Genomic DNA, 12,490 nt, shown 5'->3' with positions numbered 1-12,490 from the left:
CCTGACCCCGGCCTGACCCACCCCGTAGGTCCCGGACACGGTGGCCCCCGCCCTTCGGGGCGGGGGCCACCGTGTCGGTTCAGCCAGGCTGCGCGCCCGCCGTCGCGAGGGCCGTCAGCAGGCCCGTCAAGCGCGTCGTACGCGGCTTCGCGGGGACCTCGGCCACCGCGTGCGGCAGCGCCTGGTCGACCCCGTGCACCACGGACAGGTGCCGCTCGCCCCGCCCGAACGCCGTGTAGACCCAGTCCCGCGACAGCGCCTGCGCCGCGTCACCCGGCAGGACGACGACCACCGCCGGCCAGCGCGTTCCCACGGCCTGGTGCGCGGTCACCGCCCAGCCGTGCCGCACCTGGGACTCGACGAGCTCCTTCGCCACGACGATCCGCGCCCCCGCCCGCTCCAGGTGCAGGCCCTCGGCGTCGGCCGACACCACGCGGGCCGGCAACGCCCGCCCGGCGGACGGCACGTGGACGACCCGGTCACCGGGGTCGAAGCCGCCGAAGCGGCCCGGACCGGGGTTCAGCCGCTCCTTCAGGGCGGCGTTCAGCGCCCGGGTGCCCGCCGAGCCGCCGTGGCCCGGGGTGATCACCTGCACGCTGTCCGCCGGAATCCCGAACGCCCGCGGCACCGACTCCGCCACCAGCTGCACGGCCCGGTGCACGGCCTCCCCGGCGTCCTTCACCGGGACGATGACGACCTCCTTGCCGGGGGCGTCGACCTGGTTCAGCTCACCGATGCCGACCCCGGAGACGAGCTCGCCGAGAGGGCCCGGGTCGGGGGTCCGGGAGACCAGCTGCGGGCAGGTACGGGCCGCCAGCACATCGGCGAACACCCGCCCGGCCCCGGCGGACCCGAGCACACCCGGGTCACCGCAGAGCACCAGCCGGGCCCCGTCCGGTACGGACTCCACCAGCGCGGCCGCGGTCTCCACGTCCAGCTGCGGGGCGTCCAGCACCACCAGCAGGTCCAGCGCGAACTGGCCGTCGGTGTCCCGCCCGGGCCCCTCGGCCCCGGACAGCAGCTCCGCCACGGTCACCCGGTCCGGGCCGCCGCCGGGGGCGTGCGCGGCCAGACAGACCCGCAGGCCCAGCTCCCGGGCCGCGGCGGCCAGGGCCACCGGTTCGGCGCGGGCGGCCTCGCCGCCGGTGTGGGTGACCAGGCCGTGGCCCGCGACCGCGCGGATCAGCTCGGAGGCGGAGGGGCTCGGCGCGGACCCGGCGGCCCGTTCCCAGTCCTCGGACGCGTCGAAGGTACCGGCGGCCAGCCGGGCCAGGCCGTCGGCCAGGCTCTCCTCGGCCATGGCGGCACCCTCCAGGCCCACGAGCACCCGTACCGGCTGCTCCGCGTCCTCGGCGTCCTCGGCGTCTGCGGCGTTCTCGGAGGGTCCGGCGACCGGCGGCCCCAGCGGCTCGTGGAAGACCAGCACCGAGCCTTCTGCGATGGCCAGTTCCAGCGCCTCGGCCGGATCCGGGACGCCGTACTGGGCCAAGGCCTTCTCCAGGACCGGGGCCTCCAGCGCGGTGTGCCCCTTCAGCCCGGCCTGGGTCAGCAGCCAGCCCACCAGGACGGTGGTGCGGCGCTCGTCCCCGGGGCCCGCCTCGGCGCCCAGCAGGGCCCGGGCGAAGCCGTCGGCCTGGGTCGGGCGTACGGCCGGGAGCGACAGCAGCCGCCAGGGGTTCTCGGTGAGCTGCCCGGCGGCGTCCTCGCCCAGCGCCGCGGCGGCCGGACCGGCCAGTGCCTCGGGGGCGCCACCACGGGCCAGTACGGCCCGTACGCCCTCGACGGTGTCGGCGGAGGGCACGGAGGCGGCCACCGCGGCCGGGGCGGCGGGGCGCGGGGCCGGGGGCGCGACCGGCGCCTTGCGGGGGGCGGCCGGAGCATCGTCGAAGTACACGGAAGAGGGCTTCGCACCGCCCTCCACGGCCCGTACGGCGGCCAGCAGGTCGGCGGCCTTCCCGCTGAGCTTCGCCCCGGCCGCGACGGGCGCCTCCCGCTCGGCCTTGCGCCGGGCGATCCGCTCCCGCTCGATCCGCTGGGCGGCCAACTCGGCCTGGGCCTCGGAGAGCGCGGGCGTCGCCGGGGCCTCGGCGGCCGGCTCGGCGGTGCCCTCGGGATCGGCCCCGGCGTCCGCGTCGGCCCCACCATCAGCCCCCGAACCGGTCTCGGTCTCGGTCTCGGGCCCTGCGGGGCTTTCCCCCTCCCCGCCCCTTCCCGAAACCGGGGGCTCCGCCCCCGGACCCCCCTCACCGGCTTCGCCGTGCACGGCGGCCGGCCCGGCCCCGTCCTCGGCCCCGGCCGGTTCGGCGGTCCCGGACCCGTCCGGCCCGGTCCGGTCCGTGTCGGCCGCCGGGTCCGCTTCCGCTTCGGCGGCTGCGGACGGCTCGGCCTCCGGGGTGGCCGGGTTCTCCGCGGCAGCGGTATCGGCCTGAGGGTCCGTACTCACAGCGTGCTCCAGTCCTGATCGGGGTAGCGGTGCACCGGAGCCGAAACATCGTCCAGCGCCCGGCAGATCTCCTCCGGAAGACTAAGGGCCTCCACCGACAGCGCCGCCCCGAGCTGTGCGGACGTCCGCGCGCCGACGATCGGCGCCACCACCCCCGGCCGGTCCCGGATCCATGCCAGGGCCACCTGGAGCGGGGTCACGGCCAGCCCCTGGGCCGCCGTCACCACCGCGTCCACGATCCGCCCCGCCGCCTCGTCCAGGTACGGGTCCACCAGGGCGGCCAGCGACTCGGAGGCGCCCCGGGAGTCGGCCGGAGTGCCGTCCCGGTACTTGCCCGTCAGCACCCCGCGGCCCAGCGGCGAGGACGGCAGCAGGCCGATCCCGAGGTCCAGCGCGGCCGGCAGCACCTCGCGCTCCACCCCGCGCTGGAGCAGGGAGTACTCCATCTGCGTCGAGGCGATCCGGGTGCGCACCCCGGGGGCCGCGAGCTGCCACGTCGCCGCCTTCGCCAGCTGCCAGCCGCAGAAGCCCGCCAGCCCCGCGTACCGGGCCCGGCCGCTGCTCACCGCCAGGTCCAGCGCCTGCAGGGTCTCCTCCAGCGGGGTCGCGGGATCGAAGGCGTGCACCTGCCACAGGTCGACGTGGTCGGTACCCAGCCGGTCCAGCGAGGCGTCGAGGGCGGCGAGCAGGTGCCCGCGCGAGCCGTCGAACCTCCGGTCGGGGTCCGGCACGCTGCCCGCCTTGGTCGCGATCACCAGGTCCCGGCGCGGGACCAGCCCGCCCACCAGCCGCCCGAGGAGGTACTCCGCCTCACCGCCGCCGTACACGTCGGCGGTGTCGACGAGCGTGCCGCCCGCCTCCCAGAACGTCTTCACCTGCTCGGCGGCCGCTTCCTCGCCGGTGTCGCGGCCCCAGGTGAGGGTGCCGAGGCCGATCCGGGAAACGCGCAGTCCGGTGCGGCCGAGATGCCTCTGCTCCATGAGCGCTGAGACTACTGGGGCGCTGACGCGGAGCACCTTGGCGCGCTACAGTCCCCGCACACCAACGTTACTGATCGGTAAACCGGTAAGGGGACGAACACATGCGGCTCGGCATCAATCTTGGTTACTGGGGCGCGGGCATGGACGCCGACAACCTCGCCGTCGCCCAGGAGGCCGACCGTCTGGGTTACGACGTCTGCTGGGCCGCCGAGGCCTACGGCTCCGACGCGCCGACCGTGCTCGCCTGGGTCGCCGCCCAGACCGAACGCATCGACGTGGGTTCGGCGATCCTGCAGATCCCGGCCCGTCAGCCCGCGATGACCGCCATGACCGCGGCCACCCTCGACTCGCTGACCAAGGGCCGCTTCCGGCTCGGCCTCGGCGTCTCGGGCCCGCAGGTCTCCGAGGGCTGGTACGGCGTCAAGTTCGACAAGCCGCTGGCCCGCACCCGTGAGTACGTGGAGATCGTCCGCAAGGCCATGACCCGTGAGCGCCTCTCCTACGAGGGTGAGCACTGGACCCTGCCGCTCCCGGGCGGCCCGGGCAAGCCGCTCAAGCTGACCGTGCACCCCGAGCGCGAGCACATCCCGCTCTACATCGCCGCCATCGGGCCGAAGAACCTGGAGCAGACCGGCGAGATCGCCGACGGCGCGCTGCTGATCTTCCCGGCCGCCGAGCACCTGGAGGCCACCGCGCTCACCCACATCCGGGCGGGCCGCGAGAAGGCCGGGCTCACGATGGAGGGCTTCGACGTCTGCCCGACCGTGCCGCTGGCCCTCGGCGAGGACGTGAACGCGCTCGCGGACATGTTCCGCCCCTACACCGCCCTCTACGTGGGCGGCATGGGCAGCCGGAAGCAGAACTTCTACAACCAGCTGGCGCAGCGCATGGGCTACGAGAAGGAGGCCGCCGAGATCCAGGACAAGTACCTGGCGGGCGACAAGAACGGCGCGGCCGAGGCGGTCCCGCACTCGCTGATCGACTCGACCACGCTGCTCGGCCCGGTCGAGCGGATCGCCGACGGGATGCGGGCCTACGCGGAGGCCGGGGTCACCACCCTGACGCTGGCCCCGGCCGGATTCACCCTGGACGAGCGGATCGCCGCCCTGCGCGCCGGCACCGAGGCCATGGAGCGGGCGGGTCTCGCCTGATCGCCCGATCGGTCGATCCGGACGCCGGCGGGTGACGCCGGCACCGGTGAACGCTTCTGCGGCCGTGGTGGGGGCTCGGGGGGTCTTCCCCGCCACGGCCGACACAGCGAACAACGCCGGGAACGCCCGCCGGGTTACGCTCGGCGGCCCACCCCGCGATTTCGTTCATTCGGACGAGTGGTGCGACCTATCGGTTGCCCGCCCCGGCCACCGGCGTTTGACTCGTTCCATGCTCTCTGCCCGCAGCCTGTTCCAGGAGATCGTCGACAACGACGACTCCTTCCAGCTGTTCTGCTCCATCGCCGCCAGCGGGGAGACCCAGGGCGGCTGGGAGAACGCCCGCATCGCGGCCCTGGTGCCGGACGGCATGCGCCACCTCGCGCCCAAGATCACCCGACACGGCGCCGACGAGGACAAGCACGGCCGGATCTTCCACGCCCTGCTCCGCAAGCGCGGCCTGCCCGCCGTCCCGGTACCCCCCGAGACCGACTACACGATGCTGCTGGAGCGCCGCGGCATCGGCCTCGCGCACGAGAAGCTGCGCCGGGAGGTGGCCCTGACCGAGGAGGACATCGTCGTCTACCTCGCGCACAGCCGCGTCACCGAACAGCGCGCCGCCGACCAGATGGACATGCTCGTCCGGTACTTCGGCGACCACGCCGAGGTGGGCAAGGCCATCCACATGATCAGCCACGACGAGGACAACCACCTCGCCTACTGCCACGAGGAACTGCTGCGCCTGGCCCGGTCCGGATACGGCCGGACCATCCAGCGGGTGCTCCGCGAGAGCGCGCTCGCCGAGATCTCCGTCTACCGCGACGTGAGCCTCGCCGTCATGAGCCACATGGGACGGCTGCTGCACTGGCCCGCCCCCAAGGCGGCCGCGCTCGCCGCCGGCATCCGCGCGATGTACGCCTACGAGCGGTTCAGCGGCTGGCACCGGATGGTCGACCTACGACTGCCCGAGCACCTGGACGCCCTCGGCGGCGCACCGACCGCCGCGCCCGGCCTCTCCCACCTCGCGCGCGAGCGGGAACTCAGAGCCAGCCCCGGCGCTTGAACATCCGGTGCAGGCCCAGACACGCACCCGCCATGACCACGAGCACCGCCGGATAGCCCCAGGTGTGACGGAGCTCCGGCATGTGGTCGAAGTTCATCCCGTAGATGCCCGCCACCATCGTGGGGACGGCCGCCATCGCCGCCCAGGCCGAGATCTTGCGCATGTCGTCGTTCTGCCGCAGACCCATCTGCGCCAGGTGCGCGGCCAGCGCGTCCGACAGCAGCCGGTCCAGGCCCTCGATGTACTCGTTCGCCTTGGTCAGGTGGTCGGCGACATCGCGGAAGAACGGCTGGGCGTGTTCGTGGACGAAGGGGACCTCCCCGAAGGCGAGGCGGTCCATCGGCTGGAGCAGCGGGCTCGTCGCCCGCCGGAACTCCAGCACCTGCCGCTTGAACCCGTAGATCCGGGCGGCGGTGTTCTTGGTGTCCGAGGCGTTCGGGGCGAAGACCTCGGCCTCCAGCTCCTCCAGGTCCGCCTGCAGCTCGGCCGCCACCTCGATGTAGTGGTCGACCACCGCGTCGGACACCGCGTACAGCACCGCCGTCGGACCGTGCCGCAGCACGTCCGGCTCCTGCTCCAGCCGGTGGCGCACGGCGGCCAGCGGGGCCCCCTCGCCGTGCCGCACCGTGACGACGAACGAATCCCCTATGAAGACCATCAGCTCGCCCGCGGTCACGGTGTCCGTGTCCTCGTCGTACAGCACCGGCTTGAGGACGACGAACAGCGAATCGTCGTACACCTCCAGCTTCGGGCGCTGGTGCGCGGTCAGCGCGTCCTCGACCGCCAGCGGGTGCAGCCCGAACTCCTGGCTCACGTGGTCGAATTCCTTCGCCGTCGGCTCGTGCATGCCGACCCACAGGAAGGCGTCACCGGTCGCCCGGGCCTGGTCGAGGGCGTCAGAGAAATCGTCCGGTCCCTCGGTACGGCGGCCGTCCCGGTAAATCGCGCAGTCCACAATCACGCGGGGCATTCTTCCCTGCCCACCGCCCGCCCGCACACCCGCGGCAGCGCATACGCTGGCCCCATGGCCACGCTGATCCTCGTACGACACGGGCGGTCCACCGCCAACACCGCTGGGCTGCTCGCCGGATGGACCCCCGGAGTGGCCCTCGACGAACGCGGTGCGGAGCAGGCCGCCGCGCTGCCCGGCCGACTGACGGGCGTACCGCTCGCCGCCGCCGTCACCAGCCCGCTGCAGCGCTGCCGGGAGACCCTGGCGCCGCTGCTGGCCGCCCGGCCGGAGCTGGAACTGCACACCGACGAGCGGATCGGTGAGTGCCACTACGGCGAATGGTCGGGCCGCAAACTGTCCGAGCTCTCCGACGAACCGCTGATGAAGATCGTCCAGCAGCACCCGTCGGCCGCCGCCTTCCCCGGCGGCGAGTCCATGCGCGCCATGCAGGCGCGCGCCGTGGACGCCGTACGCGACTGGGACGCGCGGATCGAGCAGGAGCACGGCAGCGACGCGGTCTTCCTGATGTGCTCGCACGGCGACATCATCAAGTCCCTTGTCGCGGACGCCCTGGGCATGCACCTGGACCTCTTCCAGCGCATCCACGTCGACCCCTGCTCGGTGACCGCCATCCGGTACACCACCACCCGACCCTTCGTGTTCCGGCTCGGTGACACCGGGGACTTCGGCTCGCTCGTGCGCCGCCCCGCCGCCCCGGAGACCGTCGCGTCGGACAAAGACACCGAAGACGCCGGGAACGCCGTCGTGGGAGGCGGCGCGGGCGCGGCTTGATCGCCCGGCGCAGTAGGGTGGACGGGCCAACACAAGGGCGCAGACCTGCCCCTGCCGCCGAGACTTGGAGACTGGACGTGCCCCGTCAGGTGTTCCTCTACGACCCCCCGGACCGCTTCGTGGCCGGCACGGTCGGTCTTCCGGGACGCCGTACGTTCTTCCTGCAGGCCTCCTCAGGCCCCCGTGTCACCAGCGTCTCCCTGGAGAAGACCCAGGTGGCGGCGCTGGCCGAGCGGATGGACGAGCTGCTGGACGAGGTCGTACGGCGGACCGGCGGCAACGCCCCGGTCCCGGCCGTCGCCCCCGCCGAGGCCGCCGACACCGCGCCGCTCGACGTCCCGGTCGACGAGGAGTTCCGCGTCGGCACCATGGCCCTGGCCTGGGACGGCGAGGAACAGCGCATGATCGTCGAGGCCCAGGCACTGGTCGAACTCGACGCCGACTCCGACGAGGACCTCGCCGAGGCCGAGGAGCGGCTGCTGCAGGACGAGGAGAACGGCCCGCCCATGCTGCGGGTCCGCCTCAGCGGCGCCCAGGCGCGGGCCTTCGCCAAGCGTGCCCTGGACGTCGTCAACGCCGGCCGCCCGCCGTGCCCGCTGTGCAGCCTCCCGCTGGACCCGGAGGGCCACGTGTGCCCGCGCCAGAACGGCTACCGGCGCCAGGCGTGACGGACACGGGGGAACTGGAGGAACTCCTCGCCAAGGGCGAGCTCACCGTCATCGGCCGGATCCGGGAGGCGTCCAACGCCGTCCTGCTGTGCAGCGTCACGTACGGGGGCGTGAGCGCCGACTGCGTGTACAAACCGGTCAAGGGCGAGCGGCCGCTGTGGGACTTCCCCGACGGGAACCTCGCCCGCCGCGAGGTCGCCGCGTACCTGATCTCCGAGGCCACCGGATGGGGCCTGGTCCCCGCCACCGTGCTGCGCGACGGCCCGTACGGCGAGGGCATGGTCCAGCGGTGGATCGAGGCGGAGCAGCCGGCCGAGGACGCCCCGCTCGGCGCGCTCCTCGGGCTCGTCGACGGCGAGGAGGCGGGGGAGGGCTGGAAGGCCGTCGCCCTCGCCGAGGTCGGTGAGGGCCGCACCGCGCTGCTGGTGCACGCCGACGACCCCCGACTGCGCCGGCTCGCCGTACTCGACGCCGTGATCAACAACGGCGACCGCAAGGGCGGCCACCTGCTGCCCGCCCCCGACGGACGGCTCTACGGCATCGACCACGGTGTGACCTTCCACGCCGAGGACAAGCTGCGCACCCTCCTGTGGGGCTGGGCGGGCGAGCCGCTGACCGACGAGGCCCGCGAGGTACTGGCCGCGCTGGCCGCCGGCCTCGCCGAGGGGGCCCCGCTCGCCACCCGGCTGGCCGAACTGATCACACCGGTCGAGCTGGCCGCCGTACGGGACCGGGTGGCGCACCTGCTGCGCACCGGGGCCCATCCGCAGCCGTCCGGGCAGTGGCCGTCGATCCCCTGGCCACCGGTCTGAATCAGCCACCGGCCATACGCATAGAACCGGCCAGACCGCAAGAGTGCCGATCAAGACAACACTGCAGGTCCAGTTCGTTTCCGGAACATCCGTCCGGTTAGGCTCGACACATGCATGCCTGGCCCGCTTCTGAGGTCCCCGCCCTTCCTGGCAAGGGCCGCGACCTCCAGATCCACGACACCGCGACCCAGGGGACGATCACCCTCGCCCCCGGTCCCGTCGCCCGTATCTACGTCTGCGGCATCACTCCGTACGACGCGACCCACATCGGTCACGCGGCGACCTACAACGCGTTCGACCTCGTACAACGCGTGTGGCTCGACACCAAGCGGCAGGTCCACTACGTCCAGAACGTCACGGACGTGGACGACCCGCTGCTGGAGCGGGCGCTGCGCGACAACCAGGACTGGACCGAGCTGGCGGAGCGCGAGACCGCACTCTTCCGCGAGGACATGACGGCCCTGCGGATGCTGCCCCCGCAGCACTACATCGGAGCCGTCGAGGCCATACCGGGCATCGTGCCGCTGGTCGAGCGGCTGCGGGACGCCGGAGCCGCCTACGAGCTCGAAGGCGACACCTACTTCTCGGTCGAGGCCGACCCGCACTTCGGCGGGGTCTCGAACCTCGACGCCGAGGCGATGCGGCTGCTCTCGGCGGAGCGGGGCGGCGACCCCGACCGGCCGGGGAAGAAGAACCCGCTGGACCCGATGCTGTGGATGGCCGCACGTCCGGGCGAGCCGAGCTGGGACGGCGGCTCGCTGGGCCGCGGCCGGCCCGGCTGGCACATCGAGTGCGTGGCGATCGCCCTCGACCACCTGGGCATGGGCTTCGACATCCAGGGCGGCGGATCCGACCTGGCCTTCCCGCACCACGAGATGGGCGCCTCGCACGCGCAGGCCCTGACGGGCGAGTTCCCGATGGCCAAGGCGTACGTGCACGCGGGCATGGTGGCCCTGCACGGCGAGAAGATGTCGAAGTCGAAGGGCAACCTCGTCTTCGTCTCCGCGCTGCGTCGCGCCGGGGTGGACCCGGCGGCGATCCGACTCGCCCTGCTCTCGCACCACTACCGGGCCGACTGGGAGTGGACGGACGCCGTCCTCGACGAGGCCGTGGCCCGGCTGGAGCGCTGGCGCGCGGCCGTGTCCCGGCCGGACGGCATCCCCGCCGACGCCCTGGTCGAGGAGGTCCGCGAGGCCCTGGCGAACGACCTGGACGCGCCCGCGGCCCTGGCGGCCGTGGATCGCTGGGTCGAGCGGCAGATCGCCACGGACGGCGACGACGAGTCGGCCCCCGGCCTGGTCTCCCGCACGGTGGACGCCCTCCTGGGCGTGGCGCTCTAGGCAACCGAAGAAGGCGCGCCCCCGGCCCCGTGCCGGGGGCGCGTCCTGCCGTTTCAGGCCCTCACTGCATGACGGTGACCGGCGGGTGCCGGGGATCGGCGGGGCACGCGTAGAACTGCAAGGTGTAGCCGCGGCCCACGGTGACCTCCGTCGGGGTCGCGGACGCGCCCTGCGCCTCCTCGACCGGCCGCCAGCTCTCGGTTTCGCCGTTCCACTCGGTGTAGTCGCAGGTGAGCAACGGTTCGCCGACGACCGAACACCGCGCGCAGCGCAGCTCCGCCGGGCCGCCGGAATCACGGAAGGTGAAGGGGGCGGCCCAGCCGCCGGCCTTCCACCCAGGTGCGACGGACAAGGCTCCCCGGTAGCCCGTGGCCCCGTCCTCGTCCCAGCGGTGGATCCGCCCGGCCAGTTCGGGGTCCAGATCGTGCGCGGCCGGGTACTCGAGGACCTGCTCCGGATGGAGCACGCACGGGAGGGGCACCAGCTCGGACGTGCCCACGTACGCCGGCTCCGGCGGGGACACCAGGACCTCCGCCACATCGGCGGCCCGCCGCCACCGCAGCTGGACGGCCTCCGAGCCGCTCTGGTCCTCGATGTCGATGAACGGGCACCACAGCACCTGGAGCAGGTCCGTGCCCTCGGGGAACGGCAGGCCGGGGACGTCCCGGGCGTACAGCTGGGCCACCGGTATCAGCGGGTGCGGGCCCTCGGGCAGCAGCGACGGATCATGGCCGGCGTGGATCCGCGAGACCTCGGCGTGGTCCTCGTCCGTCCAGACGTCGCGGGCGAGGATCCGCCGGAGCGTGCGGACCTCCTCGGGCGTGTTCAGCTCGAAGGGAGCGTCGTGCTCCTGCGAGCAGGACGCCCAGGGTTCGCCGGCCGGCCACAGCAGGGGCCCGCCCACCGAGCTCTCGTGCACGGTGGGCGCACCGGGCCGCGGGTGCAGCCGGGTGGCGGTCCTGGACGTCCCTGCGAGCTCCGGGAAGACCGAAGCCACGTCGAGCGGGCGGGGCGGGGTGGTACGGGTCATGCTTCCCTCTCTCGGAACGGCAACCCGTATCCAAGCAGGGGGTACTGACACACGGACAGCCTGGTGGGACTAGTCCTCCGAGGTGTCCCCGACGCCGTCCGACGTGCCGTCCGGCTTGCGCTTCGACGTGCCGTCCGGCTTGCCCTTCGACGTGCCGTCCGGCTCGTCCCCCGCCTTGTCGTCCGGAGCTACGGGACCTTCCGGCGCGCCGGTGCCCGTCTGCTGCTGCCCGTCCTGCGGCTCCGCGGTGCCCTCCGGCTCCGCGGTGCCCTCCGGCTCCGCGGTGCCCTCCGGCTCCGCGGTGCCCTCCGGCTCCGCGGTGCCCTCCGGCTTCGGCTTCGCCTGGGGTCGGGGACCGCCGGACAGGTCCCGGAAGTAGGAACCCGTGTCGGTGGCCGTCTCCGGACTCCCCGCCGGGTCACGCCGCCGCAGGTACCGCTCGAACTCGCGGGCGATCGCGTCGCCCGACGCCTCCGGCAGGTCGGCCGTGTCCCGCGCCTCCTCCAGCGTCTGGACGTACTCCGCCACCTCGCTGTCCTCGGCGGCCAGTTGGTCCACCCCCAGCTGCCACGCCCGCGCGTCCTCCGGCAGCTCGCCCAGCGGGATCCGGATGTCGATCAGATCCTCCAGCCGGTTCAGCAGGGCGAGCGTCGCCTTCGGGTTCGGCGGCTGGGAGACGTAGTGCGGCACCGCCGCCCACAGGGACACCGCCGGGACACCCGCGTGCGTACAGGCCTCCTGCAGGATGCCCACGATGCCCGTCGGGCCCTCGTACTTCGTCTCCTCCAGGTCCATCGTCCGCGCCAGGTCCGCGTCCGAGGTGACCCCGCTCACCGGCACCGGCCGGGTGTGCGGGGTGTCCCCGAGCAGCGCGCCCAGGATGACCACCATCTCCACGCCCAGCTCGTGGGCGAAGCCCAGGATCTCGTTGCAGAACGACCGCCACCGCATGGACGGTTCGATGCCCCGGACCAGCACCAGGTCGCGCGGCTTGGCACCGCCGATCCGGACCACCGACAGCCGGGTCGTCGGCCACGTGATCTTCCGTACCCCGTTGTCCAGCCACACCGTCGGCCGGTTGACCTGGAAGTCGTAGTAGTCCTCGGCGTCGAGTGCCGCGAAGACCTCGCCCTTCCACTCCCGGTCCAGGTGTGCGACCGCACCGGAGGCCGCGTCACCCGCGTCGTTCCAGCCCTCGAACGCGGCCACCATGACCGGGTCGATCAGCTCGGGCACGCCCTCAAGCTCGATCACCCAGGTCT

At 73.4% G+C, this 12,490-nt stretch carries 11 protein-coding genes; 6 read left to right on the top strand and 5 right to left on the bottom strand.

The window, feature by feature from the left end:
* Positions 1-79: 79 nt before the first annotated feature.
* Positions 80-2,443, bottom strand: coding sequence for an ATP-binding domain-containing protein (locus OG624_RS10135; protein ID WP_371639332.1), 2,364 nt, complete (start codon positions 2,441-2,443; stop codon positions 80-82).
* Positions 2,440-3,423, bottom strand: coding sequence for an aldo/keto reductase (locus OG624_RS10130; RefSeq protein ID WP_033223909.1), 984 nt, complete (start codon positions 3,421-3,423; stop codon positions 2,440-2,442). Before OG624_RS10130 ends, OG624_RS10135 begins: the two co-directional genes overlap by 4 nt.
* 101 nt (positions 3,424-3,524) lie before the next feature.
* Between OG624_RS10130 and OG624_RS10125 the strand changes: the two genes are divergently transcribed.
* Together OG624_RS10125 and OG624_RS10120 are read left to right on the top strand one after the other, a co-directional pair.
* Positions 3,525-4,574, top strand: coding sequence for an LLM class F420-dependent oxidoreductase (locus tag OG624_RS10125; protein WP_033223910.1), 1,050 nt, complete (start codon positions 3,525-3,527; stop codon positions 4,572-4,574).
* A gap of 229 nt (positions 4,575-4,803) precedes the next feature.
* Positions 4,804-5,634, top strand: a complete 831-nt coding sequence (locus tag OG624_RS10120) for a hypothetical protein (RefSeq protein WP_051763576.1) — start codon at positions 4,804-4,806, stop codon at positions 5,632-5,634.
* Here the strand turns inward: OG624_RS10120 and corA are convergent.
* Positions 5,612-6,604, bottom strand: coding sequence for a magnesium/cobalt transporter CorA (gene corA, locus OG624_RS10115; protein WP_033223911.1), 993 nt, complete (start codon positions 6,602-6,604; stop codon positions 5,612-5,614). The genes OG624_RS10120 and corA overlap by 23 nt on opposite strands.
* 54 nt (positions 6,605-6,658) lie before the next feature.
* Here corA and OG624_RS10110 point away from each other — a divergent pair, with 54 nt between their 5' ends.
* From OG624_RS10110 to mshC, 4 genes are all read left to right on the top strand, one after another.
* Positions 6,659-7,378 carry a histidine phosphatase family protein gene (locus tag OG624_RS10110; protein WP_033223912.1) on the top strand — a complete coding sequence of 240 codons (720 nt, stop codon included), beginning with the start codon at positions 6,659-6,661 and terminating at the stop codon, positions 7,376-7,378.
* Between the two features lie 77 nt (positions 7,379-7,455).
* Complete coding sequence (locus OG624_RS10105; protein ID WP_033223913.1) at positions 7,456-8,046, top strand: DUF3090 domain-containing protein; 591 nt, start codon at positions 7,456-7,458, stop codon at positions 8,044-8,046.
* Entirely contained in the window at positions 8,010-8,858 is an 849-nt protein-coding gene (locus tag OG624_RS10100) for an SCO1664 family protein (protein ID WP_051763577.1), read from the top strand. Before OG624_RS10105 ends, OG624_RS10100 begins: the two co-directional genes overlap by 37 nt.
* 110 nt (positions 8,859-8,968) lie before the next feature.
* Positions 8,969-10,198: a cysteine--1-D-myo-inosityl 2-amino-2-deoxy-alpha-D-glucopyranoside ligase gene (gene mshC, locus OG624_RS10095; protein WP_033223915.1), complete on the top strand. Its 1,230-nt coding sequence runs from the start codon at positions 8,969-8,971 to the stop codon at positions 10,196-10,198.
* Positions 10,199-10,259: 61 nt separating this feature from the next.
* Here mshC and OG624_RS10090 read toward each other — a convergent pair whose 3' ends face one another.
* Together OG624_RS10090 and OG624_RS10085 are read right to left on the bottom strand one after the other, a co-directional pair.
* The gene (locus OG624_RS10090; RefSeq protein WP_033223916.1) at positions 10,260-11,228 is read right to left on the bottom strand and encodes a hypothetical protein; all 969 of its coding nucleotides are present in this window, start codon (positions 11,226-11,228) and stop codon (positions 10,260-10,262) included.
* A 69-nt stretch (positions 11,229-11,297) separates the two neighbouring features.
* Positions 11,298-12,482 carry a PAC2 family protein gene (locus OG624_RS10085; RefSeq protein ID WP_371639331.1) on the bottom strand — a complete coding sequence of 395 codons (1,185 nt, stop codon included), beginning with the start codon at positions 12,480-12,482 and terminating at the stop codon, positions 11,298-11,300.
* Between the last annotated feature and the right edge of the window lie 8 nt (positions 12,483-12,490).

The sequence above is a fragment of the Streptomyces virginiae genome, assembly GCF_041432505.1.
GTDB classification, from domain to species: Bacteria; Actinomycetota; Actinomycetes; order Streptomycetales; family Streptomycetaceae; genus Streptomyces; species Streptomyces virginiae_A.
The sequence above is the reverse complement of the archived record's forward strand: the minus strand, read 5'-3'. Positions and strand labels throughout refer to the sequence as shown.

Excerpts from the sequence above, each read along its gene's own strand:
- OG624_RS10130 (WP_033223909.1), bottom strand. The coding sequence starts at position 3,423 with ATGGAGCAGAGGCATCTCGGCCGCACCGGACTGCGCGTTTCCCGGATC.
- OG624_RS10125 (WP_033223910.1), top strand. The coding sequence starts at position 3,525 with ATGCGGCTCGGCATCAATCTTGGTTACTGGGGCGCGGGCATGGACGCC.
- OG624_RS10120 (WP_051763576.1), top strand. The coding sequence starts at position 4,804 with ATGCTCTCTGCCCGCAGCCTGTTCCAGGAGATCGTCGACAACGACGAC.
- corA (WP_033223911.1), bottom strand. The coding sequence starts at position 6,604 with ATGCCCCGCGTGATTGTGGACTGCGCGATTTACCGGGACGGCCGCCGT.
- OG624_RS10110 (WP_033223912.1), top strand. The coding sequence starts at position 6,659 with ATGGCCACGCTGATCCTCGTACGACACGGGCGGTCCACCGCCAACACC.
- mshC (WP_033223915.1), top strand. The coding sequence starts at position 8,969 with ATGCATGCCTGGCCCGCTTCTGAGGTCCCCGCCCTTCCTGGCAAGGGC.
- OG624_RS10090 (WP_033223916.1), bottom strand. The coding sequence starts at position 11,228 with ATGACCCGTACCACCCCGCCCCGCCCGCTCGACGTGGCTTCGGTCTTC.